Origin of the sequence: Maribacter antarcticus DSM 21422, from assembly GCF_000621125.1 — a bacterium.
Classification (GTDB): Bacteria; Bacteroidota; Bacteroidia; order Flavobacteriales; family Flavobacteriaceae; genus Maribacter; species Maribacter antarcticus.
This window is the reverse complement of record NZ_KK211214.1, coordinates 942,006-964,121: the sequence shown is the minus strand read 5'-3', so window position 1 is coordinate 964,121 and position 22,116 is coordinate 942,006. Positions and strand designations below refer to the sequence as shown.

The window sequence follows — 22,116 nt, the reverse complement described above, 5'->3', positions numbered from 1 at the left end:
TAAATTATTTTACAACAAACTAGTTAATAAACTGAAATTCGGGCAACATCAGAGTCGACCAAAATACATCCTGTACGTCTTCTGGTTTTGGTTTGTCGCCCAAGACGCTCAACAAGATTTCCCGTTCCTCTTCCGAGGGATTTCTACCCAAGGATTTTTGGTATAACCGCTCCACTAATTTCTTACTATCGTTCCCATAACGATCTATCCAAAGGGTTGCCCCTTCCGCCAAAACTCCGTTAAAAAATTTGCCGTTGGTCAATTCCAAGGCCTGTAACAAGGTAGCCTGATCATCCCTGGACGTGGTCACGTTTTCACGACTAGGTCTTCCCAGTGCTTTCATAAACGGATGCTGCTTTACGAGACTTGCCCTTGCAAAAGACCCATTTTGGTCTTCAAAGCTAAAATTAATTAATCTGCCCCAATTGGAAGTACCATAATTCCGGACAGTGTTCCATTCGGTATCCTTATAATCCTTAGAAGCCCAATTGGAATCGGGAATATCGGCGGTACTCTTCCAACTAGTATCGGAATCGATTTGTGAAATAGCTCCATTGTCATAAGCAACTTTCATAGAAAACAATAGTCCGGCAGGGTTGGCAATACTTCCTTCATTGGTGCCGGCTATCGCGATAAGATTTTCTCCTGGTTTCAAAAATTTAGTTGCATTCAGTTTGCCCACTTTTTCCCAATTGGAACCTTCTAATACTTTGGTTCCGTTCAGATAAAGCACATAGGAATGATCTACCGAAATCAAAAGGTTGGCATCTTGTATAGCTGTTGTGGGAAGCGTGATGGTTTTCCTGAAATAACGTTTCCCTGGTTCTGGAAGCACACTTCGGTCAAACTTTATTTCCGGATGCCATATTCGTTTTATGGGTAATTTCTCGTCTGTAGGATTATATGCTACCGAATGATATACCGGAGAGATAACTTGGCTTACTGCATCAGAAAACTGCTCAGCACTCAAACGCCTTACCACAGGTCCTTCAAATACATACTCTGATTTTAGCTCTTCTTTATTCCCATATTTCACGGTAGGCAATTGATAGGTGTTCGACATCATAATGCGCTTGATCAAATGTTTGAGGTCATGGCCCGATTCTATAAAATCAGAAGCTAGCCAATCCAGCAGCTCGCCGCTCCAAGGCACATTGTCCATTTCATCCAAGGGTACTATGATGCCCCTACCCATTAAACGGTCCCAAAACCGATTGGTAATAGTACGGTACAGACGGCCATTTTCGCGCTTTACCATCAGCTTAGAAAGGTTAAATAAACGCTCTTGCACGTTATCGCCCGCTATACTGCCCAATTCAGGATACAGAAAGTTTACTTTGGCCATTTTACCGATGGGTTTATCGCAACGGTTCAGTTCTAACGCCTCCTCAGCAAAAATAGTCGCAAAACCATAGGCTTGATCTAAGGTCATGTTACTCACAAAACTATTATGGCAAGAGGCACATTTTACGTTCGCCCCCATGAGTGACTGCCCGATATTCTGGGCGGCCTGCATTTCGGTGCGCTGGCTGGCATTAACAACGCCTCGCCATTCTATTCCTTTTATGAAACCTTCGGAACCTTTAACGGGATTGACCAATTCAGCTACAATTTCGTCGTACGGTTTGTTTTCTTCCAAGACCTTGTAGAGCCAATCCGTAATCTGTTTTCTGCCTCCAGTAATAAATCCGGTACCGCTATAATCGTTCCGCAGGAGGTCGTTCCAAAAGCTGATCCAATGTTGGGTATAATTATGCGTGTCGGCCAAGAGCATATCTATAAGTTTTTCCTTTTTGTCGGTATCCCTATTCTGTTGAAATACTACAATAGCCTCAGGTTCGGGCAACAGACCTATAACATCCATATAAGCACGCCTAATAAAAATTCGATCCTCCACCGCAGAAGACCAATCAAGACCTTGCGTTTCAAAATATGCATCTATCAATTTATCTACGGGTTGGGATTTCTCTGACTGTGGCAGCTCTGGTTTTACAAGCGCCATCTCCGCCTCGGGAAATATTTTAACCGCTTTATACGACCAATGTGCGCCATTTTCTATCCACAACTTGACCAAGGAAATCTCACTGTCTTTTAGCACCTTCCCTTTTTTTGGCATAACCTCATCGTCGTTTGGGGACAACGTTATCCGCCTATACAATTCACTTTCGTTAATCATTCCTGCAACTACCGCCATGCCGGACTCGCCTCCTTTGAAAACCCCTTCCTTACTATCTAAAACAAGTCCTCCTTTTTGCTTGTTCTCATTATGGCATTGATAGCAGTTATGGGCAAAAATGGCCCTCACCTCTAAATTCAAATGATCCTGTTGGGCAAGTGTAATAGAATCCGAAGCCTTTAAATCCGTCAACAAGGCCAAACCTTTTGTATTGTCATAAGAATCTTGATTACCCGGCAGGACATTGGTCAGATAATCTTCGCCGTGGGTCAAAGAAGAGCCCAAATGGCCTGCAATCGACAATAATATTACCGTTATAGTAAGCGAAACTCTATAAGCCCAGAAATTAGGTAATTTTCCCTTTAGCGTCTGCAGTAGCAAAAGTGTAGTAACGAGTGCAAAAACCGCAGTAGCGATTCCTGTGTACTGATGGTTATCTACCAGTTCTCCTGTATAATCCTCCTGTGTGCGCAACAACCATCCTAACAGAGCAGACAGTATTGCGAACAGGGTACCCAAGTAGAGCATCCAATGCGTTCCCTGCCTCAGACCTTTTCGTTTTCCGCCAATGCTCAACAGTTCAAAAAAGAAAGCAACGACCAAGAGACCAATCGGAAAATGAACCAATAGCGGATGAAACCTTCCCAATAGTTGTAATATCCAATTAAAATCTTCCATAAAACATCACTTTTCAATTTTAGGATATAATATTACACGTAACATTAAAGAGGTTTTACCTTTAAGAACAAGAATTTCACTACTAGCAATCAACCCTATTTTTGAGCTTTGTCAAAAAGTTAGGTAATTTCGTACACAATCTTAGTGAAATTTTCCTGTATGGGTATCCTGTTCTATACTGTATAAAGATAGATTTCAACACGTAAAGTTTAAGTGATATAGCATAATTTTTTTAATTATATCTAAACATATTTGGCGGTACCTTCAATTTTTGAAGAACGAAAAACCATCAAGTATAAGAAAATTTTCGAAGGTTTTAGAACATGAGTTCTTATATAAAATAAGTCCTCCTAACATTTTCTTCCACATGATAATGTATGGGGTAAGCTAGTTAGTTTTATTGGCTTCGTGATGGCTCGTAGTATATAGAACCTTTCAATAAAATGTACAATATCACTCTACTGTGCGATAGTGAAGACCATCTACTTGTTATCCTAGAGATAAGGTAGTCCAGCCGATATAAGGGATAATATACACAGATAAGAACGTGGTTGGCAGCGTCCAAGAGGGAAAGACTAAAGGCTCAATGCTAATACCTTCCGCAAAAAACCGGATGGAAAGCAAGACCTGAGCGAACTTACAAACTTCCATACCATGACTCTTCAGTTGGGATTTTAGATACAAACAACCTGATTATAGTTAAGCGATTTCAATATCAGTGAATATTTTAACGAGTTCTGCTTCATTATAAAACTGTCTCAAAGTAAAAATAGGGTTATCAGTAACTTTATTACTACAATGAACAGGTCCTATGGGACATAAAACAAATAATTAATAACTAACTACTGATATAATTACCTTTCTAACTTAGCACTAAAAGAATATGTTCCGGAACCAATTTCAAGAATGGTTTCTTTTTCGTTGGATTCCAAAATAGTAATAGAAGGAATTTTTGAAATACTTTTATTCCCTTCTCTAATGTCCGAAACTTTTCCCGTTGGAATATGTACTTTGGCTTTCGTATTTACGGGAATTTCGATATTCATGAGTACCATATTATCCTTCCAATTCCAAGCAGATGCTATGGTGCCGTTGATACTTTTATAACTCCCGTTTATAAAATCCATTTCTTTGCTGATAGCAGGTTTTATTATAATGTTTCTATATCCCGAATCTTGGGTATCAATGCCGACGGCATGTTGAAACATCCATTCGGCAACCGAACCAAAAGCATAATGACTAAAGGAATTCATGGCCGCGTTGATATCGGAATTTGCCGCATCATCCTTAGTATAACTATTCCATCGTTCCCAAATAGAAGTGCTTCCATTTTCTACAGAATATCCCCAACTAGGGTATTCGGTCTGTTGGAAAATTTTATAGGAGATATCATCATAGCCATATTTTGATAAGGCCAACATGACATGCTTCGTTCCAAGAAAGCCAGTTGCGAATTTGAATCCGTTTTTCTCTATTTTTTTAGCCAAACGTGCCGCTCCTTTTTTTGCCAAATCATCGGGATATAAGTCGAAGTATAGCGCTAAGGCATATGTTGTCTGTGTGTCTTCTGAGGTACGACCGTCCGCTAAAATATACTTTTCAGCAAAGGCTTTTTTAATGTTTTCAAATAGTTTCCTGTACTTGGTAGCGTCTTCGGTTTTTCCTAACGCTTTGGCCATCGCTCCCATGAGCTTTGCATCGTAACCGTAAAAAGAGGCTCCGATAAAATCATGACTGGTTTCCTCGTTAACCGCAAGCCAATCTCCCCAATTATTTCCCCCACCGGGTCGCAAATAATCGGTACTAGCATCCTCTTGAAAGTCCATAAACTTTTCCATACCTTCATACATATATTCTAAAACACGTGTATCGTTATAAACTTTGTACATGTTATACGGAATTATAATTCCCGCATCCATCCAAGCCGGAGCATATTGATTGGGACGTGAATATGGAAAAGGCGCAAAATTAGGATAGGCGCCGTACCAACGTTGCGCATCGTCTAAATCAACCAAGAATTTGGTCATAAAAGCAGCTACATCTGAATTATAGGAGGCGGAGCGCACATACACCTGCGCATCACCCGTCCAACCCAAACGTTCATCGCGTTGCGGACAGTCGGTCGGAATTTCAAAAAAGTTTGCACTTTGTGTCGTCTTAATATTTTCAAATAGCGTGTTGTTCATCGGATTGGAAGCAGTAAACGTACTGGCATCAGTTTCAATGGAACTTAAAACTATTCCGGTAATAGCATCCACGCTAGGTTTTCCAGGATACCCCGTAACCTCCACATATTGAAAACCATGATAGGTGAACTTTGGTTGCCAAATTTCAATGCCTTCCCCTTTTAAGGTATAAGCATCGGTTGCTCTTGCTTTCCGAAGGTTTTCGGTCTGTATTTGACCATCACGTTTTAAGATTTCGCCAAATCGAAGCTGTACTCTTGTTCCCTTTGGCCCCTTGACTTTTAGTTCTGCAATACCGGCAATATTCTTCCCAAGGTTAAAAACATAGGTGCCAGGACTTGGCTCTGTCATGGCAATAGGTTTTAGAACCTCTGTATTTTTAACTTTCGTACCAGGATGTGCCTGTAATTTTCCATTGGGATACGTATATACTTTAGGACTCTTCCATTCGCTGTCATCATAATCGGGAGTGTCCCAACCTGAATTTTCCAATCGGGCGTCATAGGTTTCGCCCATAATAATATCCGCTTCTCGTATGGCGCCTTCGTTTGATTTCCAAGAACGATCAGAAGCAATGATTTCAGTAGTACCGTCCTCATAGTCGATTTGTAGTTGTCCCATAAACGAGGGGTTCACCCCATAGAATTCGCGCACCTTATCCAAACGTACTAGAAGGGCGTAACCAATATAACCTGCGTACCAGCCATCGGAAATGACCGCTCCTATTACGTTCTCGCCTTCTGTTAAGCTTTTAGTAATATCAAAAGTTTGATAGTATAAGCGTTTGTTATAATTTGTCCATCCCGGCAGAAAATAGTCGTCCCCGACTTTCTTTCCGTTCAAGCGTAATTCATAAAGACCTAATGCCGTGGTGTAGGCCGTCGCCTTTTTTATTTTCTTCTCTAACGTGAAAGACTTGCGCAGATATCTGGCAGGCGGGAGATAAAGACTATCGTATTTATCTACTTTGTTGTACCCCACATCATGGCCTATGAAAATCCCTTTCCAATTTGAAAAATTTAGAAGTCCCATTGACCAATGTGCAGGTGCGCTCCATTCAGATGCATTCCCAGACTCGTCCCATATTTTTGCTTTCCAATAATATTTGGTGTCTGATTCTAATGAACTTCCGCTGTATTCGATTTGATTGGTAGCTTTGGAATTTACTTTGCCACTATTCCAAATATCACCTTGATTATTTGTTAGTTTTACTTCGGAAGAAGCCACGATAATTTGATAGGCAGATTGCGACCTATTTCGCCCTTCCCCATTTAAAATCCAACTGAATCGAGGTTGCATCACATCAATTCCCTCAGGATTTTTATGGTACTCTACCCTAAGTTCCTGGATTGAAAGTTGATTAGAATTCTTTTTTTGAGCAGAGAAAAAGTTAACTGTTAAAAATACAATAAGAACAATACTAAGTTTAGTGCTCATAGGTGTTCCACTTTGGTGATTTAAAAAGGAGTAATTAGTTAAAAGCAAGATAACGGCCTTTGTATCTAAAAGTATCCTGTACTATATGGTTTTATATCGTGTTTCCAGTTTTGAGTCTTTAATTATTTTAAAATAGCAGTATTGTGCAGGACACTTAAACTCACCTCAAACCTTATTTTTATAAAATTAGCCCATTAAAAAAGTTTAATTAAATAGCGTAATTTACTATAGAAAATGAAAAAAATAGTTCGGACTTTTTATCTCATATTTTTTATTCAATTTACATACGGACAACTCCAACTCCCCCCTGCTTTTGGAGATGAGATTGCAGGTAAGTCAAGTCCATCTGAAATGGTTAAAACATATCTTACGCCACACCGTATCGTTTGGCAGTCCGACGATTCGGAAACCTACATTAAAAATGCCAAAACGCTACTCAAAAAGGGAAATGGACAAGTTGCCGTAAATGATAAAAACTTATTTCGTTTTGTAAGCACTGAAAATAAAAAACCAGGAATTCTATTAGATTACGGTAAGGAGATTCAAGGTGGTGTGAAAATATCGATGGGAATTCGTAAAAGTAAAACTCCCTTGAAATTACGACTGCGTTTTGGGGAATCGGTTGGGGAGGCGATGTCCAATATTGGAGGAAAACAAAATGCTACCAATGAACATTCATTACGCGATTTTATTATTGAAGTCCCCTGGCTGGGAAGTGTTGAAGTAGGTGAAACCGGTTTTCGCTTTCTACGCGTTGATGTGGTAGAAGCTGATGAAATTGCGCCAATAAAATCGATAGATGCAGCTTTTGTTTATCGTGATATTCCCTACTTGGGAAGTTTTGAAAGCAATGATGAACGCTTAAACAAAATCTGGATGACCGGAGCCTATACCGTACATCTTAATATGCAGAATTATTTATGGGATGGTGTTAAACGCGATCGGTTAGTTTGGGTAGGTGATATGCACCCTGAGGTTATGACCATTAATACCGTTTTCGGAAACCACGACATTGTACATAAAAGTCTCGATTTAGCGCGTGACCAGCATCCTCTTCCGCAATGGATGAACGGTATCAGTTCGTATTCGATGTGGTGGTTGCTCATTCACAAGAATATTTATGATTATCACGGAGACGAGTCTTATTTAAAAGAACAGGAAACCTACATGATTGGACTATTAGAACAATTGAGTACGTTCATTAATGATAAAAACAAAGAAATTTTGAACGGGAATAGATTTTTGGATTGGCCGACTAGTGAAAAACCCGAAGCCATTCATGCAGGCCTGCAAGCTATGATGGTCATGACCTTTAAGGCGGGAGCCGAGATGATGGTAATTCTAGGGAAGAATGACCTTGAAACAAAATACGCAAAGATAGCCGAACGACTCAAAAAACATAAGCCGAAAGATAACACCACCAAGCAAGCAGCTGCTTTGATGGTGTTGGCTGATTTGCTGGATGCAGAAAAAGTCAATACCCAAGTTTTGACCAAAGATGGCGTGCAGCGTATGTCCACTTTCTACGGATACTACATTTTAGAAGCTATGGCCAAAGCAAAGGATTATGATGGCGGACTTCGAGTAATACGCGATTATTGGGGTGGAATGCTCGATTTAGGAGCAACCACTTTTTGGGAAGATTTTGATGTACTTGATGTTGCTAATAGTGGACGTATTGATGAAATGATTCCTTCTTCCAATTTTGATATTCATGGGGATTTTGGTGAATACTGCTATGTAGGCTATCGACATAGCCTTTGTCATGGTTGGGCAAGTGGCCCTACTTCTTGGTTGAGTCAACATGTGCTAGGAATTCATGTATTGGACGGAGGAACAAAAGTAAAAATTAAACCCAATTTAGGTGATCTTGAATGGGCGAAAGGAAGCTTTCCTACCAAATATGGCGTATTGAAAGTTAGTCACCAAAAGAGTTCCAACGGCAGTATAAAAACAGAGGTAGACGCTCCTGAAGGCCTGATTATAGTCAAATAACAAAGGATTCGAAAAGGATTCAAAAATGAAGGTTTTTTTTCATAAAATTAAAGAGTATACTGAAAGTCATAACCTGATTTGGCCTTAGCTTGAAAAGGTGATAAATAACCATGGGGTTCATAATTACAGTATTTTTTTTGATAATGAGATGTGAGTTTTATTTTGGATATGCATAGGTTGAGTCCTAAGAAAAAAATACGATTTCGTTTACCCTGATTTATAAAACATTATCGGCCTACATGAAAACCAATACGCATGATAGTTCCGTTTCGATATAATTAACACCTATTTTTCACATGCGGTAAATTATGAGCTCAACCTAAAAACCATTGTATATGACCTATCTTAAACATTTAATTCTTATTGTTACCATACTGAGCGTTAGTGTATCCTGTAATTCAAAAAAGGAAAAATTTACAGCCACATTAGAAGAATCGCCTCCAAATGTTTTGATACTCTTAACCGACCAATGGCGCGCACAGGCAACAGGTTATGCTGGGGACCCAAATGTAAGCACCCCTAATCTAGATAGCCTAGCGGCCAAAAGTGTAAATTTTCAAAATGCTGTTTCGGGTATGCCCGTTTGTTCACCCTTTAGGGCATCACTTTTAACCGGGCAGCGTCCATTGACACATGGTGTATTTATGAACGATGTGCAATTGGATACTAATGCTGTGACCATGGCGAAGATATTCGCAAAGGAAGGTTATGACACTGGGTATATTGGTAAGTGGCACTTAGATGGGCATGGACGACTACAGAACGTAGCACCTGGCAAAAGAAGACAAGGCTTTGAGTACTGGAAGGGCAATGAGTGTACGCATGACTATAATAAATCTGTCTATTATGACAATGACGACACAGAAAAAAAAATATGGGAGGGTTATGATACTTTTGAACAGACGGATGCTGCCATCGATTATATAAAGGACAAAAACTCTTCTGAAAATCCTTTCTTAATGGTGGTCTCTTATGGCACTCCCCATGCACCATACCATACCGCTCCAGAAGGATATAGAAAGCGCTTTAATCCAAATAAAATCATTCTTCGAGACAATGTTCCAGACAATATGAAAAAGCAGGTCAAAAAAGACCTTGCTGGCTACTATGCCCATATCGCGGCTTTAGACGATATGATTGGAAAAATCATCGAAAATTTGAAAGAAAACGGTCAATTAGATAACACCATTATTCTCTTTACAGCCGACCATGGCGACCTTTTAGGTTCTCATGGAGCGTATAAAAAACAGCAGCCCTATGAGGAGTCAGCACGTGTCCCTATGTTATATTACATTCCAAAAGAACTAAAAATAGCTACCGGAACAAAAGATGCTCTAATGAATTCTGAGGATATATTGCCAACTATTTTAGGTCTGTGTAACATATCCATTCCAGAGACGGTTGAAGGAATCAACTACCGTCCTTATTTGGAAGGAAAAGAGCAAGTAGGTGATGCTGCACTATTAACCTGCGTACAACCTTTTGGTCAATGGAATAGCGTTAAACATGGAGGACGAGAGTATAGGGCTATAAAAACGAAACAGTATACCTACGCCAGAGATTTGAACGGCCCCTGGTTGTTATTTGACAATATTAACGATCCCTATCAAAAGAGTAATCTAATAGGCACTGATGAATTCATAACACTTCAAGATGATTTAGAAAAACAATTGACCTCTCGATTAAAAGAAACCGGAGATGAATTTCTTCTAGGGATGAGCTATATCAAAAAATGGGGATATTCTGTTGATGGGACCGGAACTGTGCCTTACACCCAGTGATTAGTAATTTACAACCATATCGGTAACCTTCTCAAAATTTATTGCTCTTACGAGAACATCGAAAATCTCAACAGAAGAAAAAACTAACACTTTATGAGAATTATGTATTTTGATTATGGAGCATCATTATCCTCCGTTAGGTTTAAACAAATTCATTTATTCCAGAAACAATTCAAATTGAATTATTGAACCAATATTGTCCTTAGTATAAAAAAACGAGGCAGAAACTATAGCTTTCCTATTGAGTAATCTAGGTGGGAATTCTATAATTATTTTCAGGGCCATATAAGTATGGCTTTAAAGGGATACAAATAGTAGTAAAACCGAATCTCACACCTCTAATATTGTTTTATAATTCCTCAATAAATTTTCACGCAATTTGCTCCTATTTATGGCTTTTGAAAAGAAAAAGATACAACCCCTCAACTATACCATTACTTAATTGCGTGTAGTTCCTGTTTCGATTTTATAGTGTTGCGATAGATAATCGTAAAGTGAAATCGAAATAGGGCGAATCTTACTTTCGATTTGGAACACCTAATTTTTTATTTTTTGCAATAAATTAGAATTCATCTAATACTGTAAAGACAATATTTAACTCTCCTTTATTTAAACGATTGAGAATAGAACTAACAATTCTGAATAGGTAGAAATTATCTCTTTATGGCAACTGCTTATTTTCTTCGTAGTTTTTGAAACAACGTTACAATTTTTTCTTGGGAAGTCTCGGGTATTCTACCAGCTGTTCCCATTCGTTCACGATTCATTTTCTACAATTAGCATTGATCTGCTTTCAAAGACAAGCGATTGTATCCTCCTTAGTAAAATCATTCATTTGTTTGAATAAGCGCTTAATATTGTGAGTCATAGTCGGTTTTATAAAAATCTAAAAATACTGGAAAACTAGTTTGGAAAAAATTAACCTAGATGCAAGTACATTAATCTGCCAAGGGCACCACAAGGCTTATTGGGAACATAAAAAAATTCTTTATTATTACTTTTAATTTTGTTTTTATTCGCAGAAAATGTGTCCTAACTCATTCCATATTTAAATTTTAATAACAGCCTCGAATACGAAGTTTAGCGACCCAAAGGGTGATGCGATTTCATATACATTTTGGCTTTCATTATTTTTTTCAATAGTCATATCCGTTGATAACACTTGGCCATTCGTATAACTAGGGAATTCTGAAGCTGATTCCAAGTTGTACATCAGTAGCTATTCCTGTTCAGACGTTACTGTAATCACGTAGTCTCCTTCTTGTAAAGAAAATTGCCCAGTCTGCACACCATCAATCCTACTAGATTGGATTATTCCCTCTTCATTACTAATTACCAATATTTGTGATTGGTACACTGGCAACGTTATATTGGCCTTGGTATCATTAGGAATCTTTATTTCATAGATATAACTCTTGGATGATATCTTTTTCCAATTAGATACGATTGCTCCATATGGGGAATTATAAGTGCAGTTCACAAATTGAAGCCCTTTAGGCGTAGTGGGTGTTATAAAAAACTCTTTAAATCCTGGATAATCTGGATCAGGTCTTACACCAGCTAACCATCGATAATACCACTCTGAAACTGTCCCGAACATTGGATGGTTATTCGAATATGTATTATCGCTCTCTTTCCATGTTTCCCATATTGAAGTTGCTCCTTGATTAATCATAAAGCCCCAACCTGGATATGTTGTGCTATTCACGATATCAAAAACTGCATTTGGAGCACCGTTTTCAGCTAAGGTTTCTAACACATACTTAGTGCCAAAAATACCGGTATTAAAATGTTCTGATGGTCCCTTTTTAATTGCCATTAGTAATGAATCCATTGCCGCAGGAATATCATCTTTCGGTATAATCTTGTGATAGAGTAAAGTCGAAAATAGCGTTTGTCGATTAATTTTGCCCATGAATTGTTTGTCCCAAAATTCACCTCTTATCTGATTTTTTAATTTATCAGCCAACGCTTCATATTTTTTTATATCTACCTCTTTGCCCATTACGCCGGCAAAGGTCTTCATGATACGAGCACATTGCAAATAATGACTAGTACCAGTGAGTTGCACAGGAACGGGCTCCAGTGATTCATGATCACTTAAACCTTCATCAACAATTCCTTCAGGATGAATCGTTGCTACTTTATCCATCCATTGGTTATTTAAATCATAAAGTTCCTTGATGATTTCGATATCATTATAGTAGAGGTATAGATTATATTGCGTGGTCAAATACGCTGATTCCCAACTAATGCCACAATATGCTATACCTGTAAATGGTGCAGTATCTACAAAACTTGAATCTTTCATAGCATCTACCCAATCATAGATGGTTTTACGATAGAAGGATTGCATATCGAAATTATAAATAAAGGCTTCACTTGTAGCATTTAAATCACCACCATAGGCAAATTTTTCTCTGGCGGGACAATCTGATTGAACACTTACCAAATTTGCCAAAAATGTCCGTTCTGAAGCATCCTGAATCGAATTTAGTAATTCCGATGAACTGGAAAAGCTATTTTCATTGGTGACATTAGTATGCATAAAAAGCCCCTGAACGTGATCAGTTTTAGGCTTTTCTTTCAAACCTGTTATCTCCATATATCGATATGTGTGGTAGGTAAAATCAGGACTGAACCATTGCTCCTTTTTATTACCTATGATATAGCTATCCGTCTGCCATGCGATGTCTGGAGAGCCAGGACCGCCAACTCCCTTTCTCTTAATTTGACCTGCCACCGTGGTCATAGGGTTTACTCTTCCATTCTCATAAACGCGTTCACCAAACTTAAAGGTAATGGTGTCGCCTACATTTCCAGATAATTTAATTTTATAAGTACCTGTGAAATTGACACCCATATCAACCATCCAAATGCCTTTATCAGGAGAAGAAATACTGACAGGAGTTATTTCTTGGGTTATTTCAACAGGAGGAAAAAATGCCTTTTGGAGTTTACCGCCAGGAGGATTTCCAATAGTAGCTGCTTGCCATTTCGAATCATCAAACCCAGCTTTGTCCCATCCGTCTAATTCATTATTTGCGTTATAGGCAACTCCTATGTAGACACTGTTTTTTATAATTGGGCCTAAAGCATATTTCCAAGAATTATCAGAGACAATCTCTTCTGATTCTCCATTTTCGTAGTTGATATAAAGTTTTGTGATAAAGAGCGGTTTGCCAACTGTAAGGTCCTCCCTCAGGTTTCTTGCTCCCCATTTTCTCATTGGCAAAGGATTATAAAAACCGTTACCAAGTGACACCCCCATGCAATTGTCACCATCTTGAATAAGGGAAGTAACATCATATTCAGAATAATATATTCGTTTACTAAAGTCTGTCCATGCGGGATCAAGTACATTTTTCTCAATACCATTTCCATTTATAGATACTTTGTAATAACCAGCAGCTGTTATATGTAAAGAAGCAGATTTAATGCTTTTAGCTATTTTGAACTCCTTTCTAAAAAGTGGTGAAGGGTGATTTAAATAGAAAATAGAATCGCTTTTCGGAAGTGCTATACCATCTTCTATCCAAAAAGCATTATCACCTAGTTCTAAATTTGATACTAGTTGTTCGGGAGCACTAGTACATGAAAAAAGTACTAGCACCCAAATTCCAAAAAGTAATTTTAATATTTTCATTATATCTTTTAATGAAGCACAATGGTTTTGTATCTATTTTGTGACTTGAAAAGTATAAAAATCTTTTCATTTTTAGCAAATGCGACAGAACTAAATTTAGAGGCTGCTCTTATAAAAGAAAAACGTATTTTTTAATAAACCAACGAGAGTAACTGTTATACCTAAACATAAAACGAGTATAACTTTTTACTGTATCTACTGTTGCGATTCCTATAAGTGAAATTCTACTCCTTATCCAACGTATACAATTAACAAATATAATCACTAAAATGATGTTCTTTTATTACCTACAAAACAGGAATTGGAAACTATTGCTGTTCTCAAAAAACCATAACGGCCAGCAAGAAATTTTCAAAATTACATGAAGCCATTACCAATCAACCAAACCCTATACTTTTTCTAGACACTCTTTTTTTAAGAAGCAAAAGCATGTTCCGAAATAGAAAACATTCATAACACATACGACGATTTATATCTGCCAGTGGTCACTGATGAAAGATTTGATAACACTTCGACAAAAGAAGTGATATGTTAAAAAGAAGCACTATGCATAGATTAAAACATCATTGAAATAAACCGTTGATAACGACCAACCTTTACAATGATTTTGTAAAAGGAATAAAACAAAATACTTCTAGAATCATGACCACTCGAGCAACTACTTATATTTAATAGCAAAGGGGAAACCATATATTCACCAAGGACAAGAGGAGTTATCATTAGGAATAAGTTAGCCGACTTGTGAAATTCATTAACAAGCACAATAAGCTAAACCCTATCATAGAAATAGCTTTTATGCACTATTCATTTGAAGCAATTCATCCTTTCGCCGATGTGAGTGGAAGAACGGGTCGTATATTACTCCTACTCTATCTCAAATTAGAAAATCATTGGATATGGTGTCATCTATCTAAGTGAATATATCATGGTTAATAAAGCAACCTATTATTAAAAACTAGGATTGGTTACCAAAAAGTAATATTGGAAAGTTTGGATATGCTCGGCATGATTGAAACAACATCAGAATAAGGACTCCCTCGCCAAAGTATCATTACCATCATGGAACCTATGCCGAAATAAAGTAGAAATTACCGCAAACATATCCCAAAGAACTCCAAGGAATTCTATTCAGATTACGGAATACCAAAAGGCAGTATTCCATAGATAAAGGCTTAGGAAAACTTAAAACAGTGTGCAATTACTTAAGAAATCTTAAAAAAGAAGATTTTCTAAAATCGGTGAAGGTGATTAGAGATAAATTATATCTTAACTATCGATTGATGGCCATTTTAGAAAAATAATAAAATAGGAATCCGATATTTATAGTACGAGTATTATTTGGTGCCAAATGGGTCCATACAGGTTGCTATTAAAAATAAATACAACCTGTATCATTCTTCGGTGCATACTTTAGAATATAGATTTTAACTTACACTATATTATATAGTTACATAAATATTTTGAGCCCCAGCCAGGTTACCACTAAAGACCAAAACCTTACTAATCGTATGTTTTGCAAGGTTTTTTCTTTTATGGCAATATATCAGGCGTTATGATTTGATTTTAAATATCTACAAAGCGTCCATATTATTTTAGCCGGACTTAAATTAAGGGTAAATACTCGCTTAATTGATTTGACTTTCGTCCTGATGATTGCTGAATATTAAAAGAAGACAACTATACTAATTCTTCTGCATCTTATACGCATCTTTGGATTCTTGCAAAGCGTACTGATAAAAAATAAATAATTATTTATGGCTTGATTACGGTCATTAAAAAAAGCCTGTGTTAAGGCTACAATATATCGAAACTATTATTGCTTGGGATTCGAAACGACAGCAAATAAATATTCAAAAAAGCCTCAATAAGTACCGATGCGACGATACCGAGTTTTAATTTATACTAATCTTTTGGTAAATTGACAAAAGGTTTTTAATCTTGAGGAACAATTAGTTTAGCGTTTTAGATAAATATATTTTCAGCCTATTCTCACAAAGGAAGAAATAGGGGTTACCGAAACGTTTATAAAGTAATACGAATTTATGTCAAAACAGTTTCTAGAAATACATCCTAAAGATAATGTACTGGTCGCCTTAGCAGATTTGCCTAAAGGTACTTCTATTGTCCATTTAAATAGTAATTTTCAATTGCTAGCAACTACTAAAGCAAAGCATAAATTTGCAATAAAAAGTTTTACTGCAGGAGATAAAATCATCATGTACGGTAGTTTGGTAGGTAAGGCTACCCAGTCGATTCTTCAAGGAGAAACACTTACTACGAAGAATATAATGCATGCATCTTCAGATTATAAGATTAGAAATGAAAAATTGTCTTGGGAGGCTCCAAATATAGATGCTTTTAAAAACCGTACGTTCAACGGCTACCACAGACACGATGGTAGTGTAGGTACTAGTAATAATTGGTTGGTGATTCCTTTGGTTTTTTGTGAAAATAGAAACGTAGATGTTATAAAGTCTACACTTCTAGATGCTTTAGGCTATGCAACCACCAGTGATTTTATAGTGGATACAAAAAGCTTGGTGAACCAATATAAAAACGGTGCATCTGACGAGACCCTACTGGCTTCAGACATTTTAAGAACACCGGAGGAAATCAAACAGAACAGAACCTTTCATAATATAGACGGTATTAAATTCCTAAACCATGATGGTGGCTGTGGCGGCATTCGACAAGATTCGGAAACGCTTTGTAATCTATTGGCAGGTTATATTACGAATCCCAATACGGCTGGGGCAACCATTCTTAGTTTAGGCTGCCAAAATGCACAATACAAGCTATTGGAGGCGGCCATTGCAAAACGGGATTCCAATTTCACAAAACCCTTAGTGGTGTTAGAGCAGCAGAAAAGTAAAAGCGAAAGACACTTTATTGAAGAAGCCGTTAAGAAGACCTTTTTGGGATTAATAGCCGCTAATAAAACAGAACGTAAACCAGCTCCCTTGAGCCATTTGACATTAGGATTGGAATGCGGGGGCTCGGACGGTTTTTCTGGAATTTCTGCCAATCCTGCGTTGGGATATGCCTCTGACCTATTGGTAGCCTTGGGCGGAACTACGGTTTTATCAGAATTTCCAGAACTAAACGGAGTAGAACAAGAATTAATAAACCGTTGTGATACTAGGGAAAAGGCCGAAAAATTCGAACAGTTAATGCGTGCCTATTCGGCAAAGGCAGTAGCTTTAGGTTCGGGGTTTGAAAACAATCCTTCCCCTGGGAATATTAAGGACGGTCTCATTACGGATGCCATGAAATCTGCAGGGGCAGCAAAAAAAGGGGGTACTAGTCCAATAACAGATGTTTTGGACTATGCAGAACCCATATCCAAAAAAGGACTAAATTTACTGTGTACTCCCGGTAATGATGTTGAAAGTACGACAGGCCTCGCAGGTTCTGGGTGTACCCTTATTTGTTTCACTACTGGCTTAGGTACGCCGACGGGGAATCCTATAGCACCCGTTATCAAAATATCTAGTAACAACACGCTGAGCGATCGCATGAAAGATATTATAGACTTTAATACGGGCGGTATCATAACCGGTGATGACACCATAGAAGCAAAAGGAGCCGAATTACTAGAATATCTCATACAAGTCGCCAACGGAACCATTAGCCCTGCTGCGGTACGATTAGGACAAGATGATTTTATTCCTTGGAAACGGGGTATTTCATTATAGAGAAAATGAAGCAACTAAACAGAACAACAACGGCTATTCACAAAACATTGCCATTGAAGGTAATGCAGTTTGGGGGAGGAAACTTTCTACGCGCCTTCGTAGACTGGATGATACAAATAATGAACGAACAAACCGATTTTAACGGGGGCGTAGTAATCGTAAAACCAACGAAACGGGGCGACTACCAACTTTTAAAATCTCAGGACGGTTTGTTTACCGTGATTTTGGACGGTATCAAAAACGGAAGCTTAGTGGCCGAAAAAAAAATAGTAAGCTGTGTAACAGCAGTAATCAACCCTTATACGGAATGGGAAAACTATTTAGCATTGGCGCGTGAACCTAGTATTCGATATATCACTTCCAATACTACCGAAGTAGGCATACGGTTCAACCCAGAAGATGCTTTTAATGATAATCCACCAAAAGAATTTCCGGCAAAACTAACCATATGGTTGTACCACCGGTTTCAGCATTTTCATGGTGACAGCACTAAAGGCTGCATACTATTACCGCTTGAATTAATTGAGGATAACGGGACAGTTCTCAAAGAGATTATCTTAAAAAATAGTGAACATTGGCAACTGGGAGATGCCTTTAAACATTGGATAGAAACAGCCAATTATTTCTGTAGTACACTAGTAGATCGTATTGTTTCTGGCTACCCAACTGATCGTAAAGATGAGATACAAACTGCGACAGGATACTCCGACCAGCTCATGGTTGCAGGGGAATACTATCACAGCTGGGTGATTCAGGGTCCGCAATTGGTTCAAAAAGAACTTCCATTTAGTAAAACTACGCTAAACGTAACTTTCGTAAATGACTTGGCGCAGTATCGTAAAATGAAAGTACGTATATTGAATGGAGCACACACAGCTATGGTTCCTGTCGCTTATTTAGCAGGAATGCGATTCGTAAAAGAGGCTATGGACGACAATATTGTTAACAGCTACGTGAAAAAATTATTAATGGAGGAAGCAGCACCTACCCTTGATATTCCAGATGCGGTAAAACATCAATTCGTGGCAGATGTTCTAAATCGATTTAGAAATCCACTGTTGCAACATCATTTAATAAGTATTTCGCTAAATAGCACCTCTAAATTCGTAGCGCGTTTACTACCTGCGCTGAAAGATTATCTTAAGAGTGAAGAAGAGCTTCCGAAACGTATCGTGTTCGGGCTATCGGCACTCCTACTTTTTCACAAAGGAGAATACAATGGGGAGCAAATAAATCTAAATGACGACCCAAAAGTCATTGCCTATTTTGCGGAAAAATGGGAGCAGTATTTAAAAAATAAAATAAATATATTCACTTTGGTAAACGCTATTTTAAGCGAAACTGCCATTTGGGAATCAGATTTAAATCAATTGACTGGATTAACGGAAATGGTTACCCTAAACATTACTGCTATTCAAAAAAATGGAATAAGACACGCTTTGAAGAATTTGTAGAACGTACAAATTAAAAAAACAACATAATCACATTCGATGCTAACAATCGTTTCGTAGCAACATTTCTGGAAGCACGAACCCCCATGCTATGGATGAATAAATAATCAAATAGTTTTTATCTGTAGCGATTTCCATGCGCTTTAATTAAATATATTTTGATATAGTAACCGCATGTAAACACCTGCATGGGTAATTACAAGAATTATAGCAAGCATGATTAATAAGCACTTCACTTTGATTGATTTAAGCGCAAAAAGTTCAAACCTCCTAGGGAAGTCGCTTACCCCTTCAAATAGGTACCACTATTTGACACAAGCATAAAAAAAGTACTTTGTGTCCAAGGCGATTAAATTCTCAGCAATCACAACAGAGCACCTATGAATAATTATCTTTGTACACCTAATCATTACGATTAACTGATTTGAAACAAATAAAAACTTACTTAGATCAAATAGCGACTATTTCTGACCGAGATTGGGATTTTTTTACTTCAAAATTACGGCAACGTGTTATTGCAAAAAAAACTGTTTTTTTAAAACTGAATGAGATAGAAAATGCAATTTCTTTTATTGAATATGGGGTTGTACGCTTATATATTCCTAAGGAAGACCCAGAAAAAGAAATCACTTTTGGCTTTAGTTTTAAGAACCAGTTTATTAGTGCGTATGATTCTTTCTTAACACAGAAACCTTCTGCATATCAATTACAAGCGCTTACAGAAATTAGCATTTTAAGTATAAGCTATAGCGACTTGCAAGCCGTCTATAACACAACGCAAATTGGAAATCTTATTGGCAGGTTAACGGCAGAACGCCTCTTCTTACTCAAATCTAAGCGAGAACAGGACCTATTGCATCTTACAGCAGAGCAACGCTATGTAAAGCTATTTAAAGAAAGACCAGAACTCTTAAAAGTAATTCCGCTAAAATACATCAGTTCCTATATTGGTGTTACTGCGCAGGCTTTAAGCAGAATTAGAAAACGGTTATGAGACTCATTTTATTGATTTAGGTTCATTGTTTCGCTTATAACATCGATTTAACTTTGTAAAAAAAGTTATGGTTATTGTTATTTTCGTTTTAGTACTCTGGTATGGAGGCTTGTTTTTTCAGTCTTTCTTTTTGCATCGGTATGCTGCGCATCAGGTTTTTACCATGTCTAAAGGTATGGAACGTCTTGCCTTTATTTTGACTTGGGTTTTTCAAGGCGCAAGTTATTTAAGCGCTTATGGTTATGGAATTATGCATCGCATGCATCATGCCTACACAGATACAAAAGACGACCCGCATTCTCCTTCTCACGATGCCAACTTATTTGCGATGATGTGGAAAACAAAAACAATCTATCAAGACATTAATAAGCAACGAGTTCAAATTGATTCGCGTTTCACCAAAAACGTTCCGCAATGGACAAAATTTGACTCGTTCGCTAGCTCTCGGTTTTCTAGGTTGCTTTGGATTATATTTTACATTTTATTCTTTGTTTACTTCACAACAGCTTCGTGGCAATGGTTATTATTACCAGTAACTTTACTAATGGCGCCTATTCATGGCGTGATAATTAACTGGTTTGGACATATCTATGGCTATGTTAATTATAAGATGAAAAACACCAGTAAAAACCTCTTTCGTTTTGATTTTTTGATGATGGGAGAAGGGTATCATAATAATCATCACAAACATGCAAGTCGAGCAAATTTTGGTGTAAAATGGTATGAGATTGATATTACTTATTTAATCATTAAGCTATTAGATGCTCTTGGCTATATTCAGTTAAAACCGGTAAGGGTTAAAAAGCTATAGTTGTTGATATAGTACCTAAATTTATGCTATCTGAATTTCATTACATCAAGGCATTAGCTTAGAAATATTCCTAAGAACTCTATGGAGTGTTTGATTTAATGTGTGACTAAATTATAAATTTGTGAACGTGAATTCTGGAAGTTGCATGATTTCACCTCCATTTAAAGCTGATTCATGTGCCAATATACCAACACAAGTTATGTTGGCAGATTGTTTGGCATTTGGGTAAGGAGCGATTTTTTGAACTAAAGCATTGACAAATTCATGCACCAAATGCGGATGTGAGCCTCCATGACCAGCACCTTGCGTAAAAGAAAGGTGTTGGTGCTCTTCATCATCATAAACACCTTCGGTCGTAAAATGCTGAATCTCTTTGGGTAGTAATTTTGCAAAATCTGGACTCTGAACTTCCTCTGGAATTTCGGTCTCTGGTTTTTTGGCAGTATGGATTACCAAGGGTTTACCTTCCATTAATGGCCATTCTACTGATTTTTTAGAACCATAAACTTCAAAACTCTCCCGGTATTGACGCGCTACATCAAACAAGGAACGATACACTTGTGCGCTCAAATCTGAATTCCGAAATTTGATATGCGTGGTCTCCACCGCATAGGGAGAATTATATTCCTTTATTAATTCCTGACGAATCGTTCCCGAGCCAAAACAGGAAACATACTCCGCTTCGCCTCTTGTTAGTCCCAAAACAGGGCCAACACAATGCGTTGCATAATGCATAGGCGGTAGACCAGGCCAATAGTTGGGCCAACCATCCATATCTTGTTGATGACTGGCTTTTAAAAATTGAACTTTACCAAGGTCGCCATTATCATAGAGTTCTTTCATAAATAGGAATTCTCTAGCGTAGACGACTGTTTCCATCATCATATACGTTACTCCTGTTTCCTCGGTCAAACGGACGATTTCTTGACATTCTTCCACCGTAGTCGCCATTGGTACGGTACAGGCGACATGCTTTCCCGCCTTTAATGCTTTTATAGATTGAATACCATGATTGGGAATGGGCGTATTGATATGTACTGCATCAATAGCATCATCCTCTAGCAATTCTTCATAAGAAGTATATCTCTTCTCGATACCAAATACGTCCGCTAGTTCGTTCAATTTTGCTTCGTTACGTTGGCAAATAGCGACCAGATTGGCGTTGGGGTGTTTTTGATAAATAGGGATGAACTCAGCTCCGAAGCCTAGGCCTACAATGGCAATTCTTATTATTTTGGTATTCATAATTAGCAGTTTATTTACAAG

Annotated in this window: 13 protein-coding genes; 9 read left to right on the top strand and 4 right to left on the bottom strand. The window is 37.8% G+C overall.

Annotation, left to right across the window (positions count from 1 at the left end; all coding sequences use genetic code 11):
* Nucleotides 1-19: 19 nt before the first annotated feature.
* Together Q360_RS0120720 and Q360_RS0120715 are read right to left on the bottom strand one after the other, a co-directional pair.
* Nucleotides 20-2,854 carry a DUF1549 domain-containing protein gene (locus tag Q360_RS0120720; protein ID WP_027078790.1) on the bottom strand — a complete coding sequence of 945 codons (2,835 nt, stop codon included), beginning with the start codon at nt 2,852-2,854 and terminating at the stop codon, nt 20-22.
* Between the two features lie 854 nt (nt 2,855-3,708).
* The gene (locus tag Q360_RS0120715; RefSeq protein WP_027078789.1) at nt 3,709-6,477 is read right to left on the bottom strand and encodes an alpha-L-rhamnosidase; all 2,769 of its coding nucleotides are present in this window, start codon (nt 6,475-6,477) and stop codon (nt 3,709-3,711) included.
* 234 nt (nt 6,478-6,711) lie between these two features.
* Here Q360_RS0120715 and Q360_RS0120710 point away from each other — a divergent pair, with 234 nt between their 5' ends.
* Entirely contained in the window at nt 6,712-8,472 is a 1,761-nt protein-coding gene (locus Q360_RS0120710) for an alpha-L-rhamnosidase-related protein (RefSeq protein ID WP_036196351.1), read from the top strand.
* A gap of 335 nt (nt 8,473-8,807) precedes the next feature.
* The gene (locus Q360_RS0120705; protein WP_027078787.1) at nt 8,808-10,253 is read left to right on the top strand and encodes a sulfatase family protein; all 1,446 of its coding nucleotides are present in this window, start codon (nt 8,808-8,810) and stop codon (nt 10,251-10,253) included.
* Between the two features lie 1,219 nt (nt 10,254-11,472).
* On the opposite strand, the gene Q360_RS0120700 is transcribed toward Q360_RS0120705, so the two are convergent.
* Nucleotides 11,473-13,899, bottom strand: coding sequence for an alpha-L-rhamnosidase (locus tag Q360_RS0120700; RefSeq protein WP_027078786.1), 2,427 nt, complete (start codon nt 13,897-13,899; stop codon nt 11,473-11,475).
* A gap of 439 nt (nt 13,900-14,338) precedes the next feature.
* On the opposite strand from Q360_RS0120700, the gene Q360_RS27540 reads away from it, so the two are divergent.
* The 7 genes from Q360_RS27540 (at nt 14,339) to Q360_RS0120675 (ending at nt 20,850) form a co-directional block, all read left to right on the top strand.
* Nucleotides 14,339-14,434, top strand: coding sequence for a hypothetical protein (locus Q360_RS27540; protein WP_394331968.1), 96 nt, complete (start codon nt 14,339-14,341; stop codon nt 14,432-14,434).
* A gap of 260 nt (nt 14,435-14,694) precedes the next feature.
* Nucleotides 14,695-14,817: a Fic family protein gene (locus Q360_RS26890; protein WP_245603345.1), complete on the top strand. Its 123-nt coding sequence runs from the start codon at nt 14,695-14,697 to the stop codon at nt 14,815-14,817.
* A 203-nt stretch (nt 14,818-15,020) separates the two neighbouring features.
* Nucleotides 15,021-15,200 (top strand): hypothetical protein, encoded by a 180-nt coding sequence (locus Q360_RS27535; protein WP_394331967.1) that lies wholly within the window; start codon nt 15,021-15,023, stop codon nt 15,198-15,200.
* 741 nt (nt 15,201-15,941) lie between these two features.
* Complete coding sequence (locus tag Q360_RS0120690; RefSeq protein WP_027078785.1) at nt 15,942-17,594, top strand: UxaA family hydrolase; 1,653 nt, start codon at nt 15,942-15,944, stop codon at nt 17,592-17,594.
* A 5-nt stretch (nt 17,595-17,599) separates the two neighbouring features.
* Nucleotides 17,600-19,048, top strand: a complete 1,449-nt coding sequence (locus Q360_RS0120685; protein ID WP_027078784.1) for a tagaturonate reductase — start codon at nt 17,600-17,602, stop codon at nt 19,046-19,048.
* Between the two features lie 421 nt (nt 19,049-19,469).
* A complete protein-coding gene (locus Q360_RS0120680; RefSeq protein ID WP_027078783.1) occupies nt 19,470-20,039 on the top strand; it encodes a Crp/Fnr family transcriptional regulator in 570 nt (189 codons plus the stop codon).
* Nucleotides 20,040-20,106: 67 nt separating this feature from the next.
* Nucleotides 20,107-20,850 carry an acyl-CoA desaturase gene (locus tag Q360_RS0120675; RefSeq protein ID WP_027078782.1) on the top strand — a complete coding sequence of 248 codons (744 nt, stop codon included), beginning with the start codon at nt 20,107-20,109 and terminating at the stop codon, nt 20,848-20,850.
* Nucleotides 20,851-20,961: 111 nt separating this feature from the next.
* Here the strand turns inward: Q360_RS0120675 and Q360_RS0120670 are convergent, their stop codons facing one another.
* The gene (locus tag Q360_RS0120670; RefSeq protein WP_211251609.1) at nt 20,962-22,095 is read right to left on the bottom strand and encodes a Gfo/Idh/MocA family oxidoreductase; all 1,134 of its coding nucleotides are present in this window, start codon (nt 22,093-22,095) and stop codon (nt 20,962-20,964) included.
* Between the last annotated feature and the right edge of the window lie 21 nt (nt 22,096-22,116).

Excerpts from the sequence above, each read along its gene's own strand:
- Q360_RS0120720 (WP_027078790.1), bottom strand. The coding sequence starts at position 2,854 with ATGGAAGATTTTAATTGGATATTACAACTATTGGGAAGGTTTCATCCG.
- Q360_RS0120715 (WP_027078789.1), bottom strand. The coding sequence starts at position 6,477 with ATGAGCACTAAACTTAGTATTGTTCTTATTGTATTTTTAACAGTTAAC.
- Q360_RS0120710 (WP_036196351.1), top strand. The coding sequence starts at position 6,712 with ATGAAAAAAATAGTTCGGACTTTTTATCTCATATTTTTTATTCAATTT.
- Q360_RS0120705 (WP_027078787.1), top strand. The coding sequence starts at position 8,808 with ATGACCTATCTTAAACATTTAATTCTTATTGTTACCATACTGAGCGTT.
- Q360_RS0120700 (WP_027078786.1), bottom strand. The coding sequence starts at position 13,899 with ATGAAAATATTAAAATTACTTTTTGGAATTTGGGTGCTAGTACTTTTT.
- Q360_RS26890 (WP_245603345.1), top strand. The coding sequence starts at position 14,695 with ATGCACTATTCATTTGAAGCAATTCATCCTTTCGCCGATGTGAGTGGA.
- Q360_RS0120690 (WP_027078785.1), top strand. The coding sequence starts at position 15,942 with ATGTCAAAACAGTTTCTAGAAATACATCCTAAAGATAATGTACTGGTC.
- Q360_RS0120685 (WP_027078784.1), top strand. The coding sequence starts at position 17,600 with ATGAAGCAACTAAACAGAACAACAACGGCTATTCACAAAACATTGCCA.
- Q360_RS0120675 (WP_027078782.1), top strand. The coding sequence starts at position 20,107 with ATGGTTATTGTTATTTTCGTTTTAGTACTCTGGTATGGAGGCTTGTTT.
- Q360_RS0120670 (WP_211251609.1), bottom strand. The coding sequence starts at position 22,095 with ATGAATACCAAAATAATAAGAATTGCCATTGTAGGCCTAGGCTTCGGA.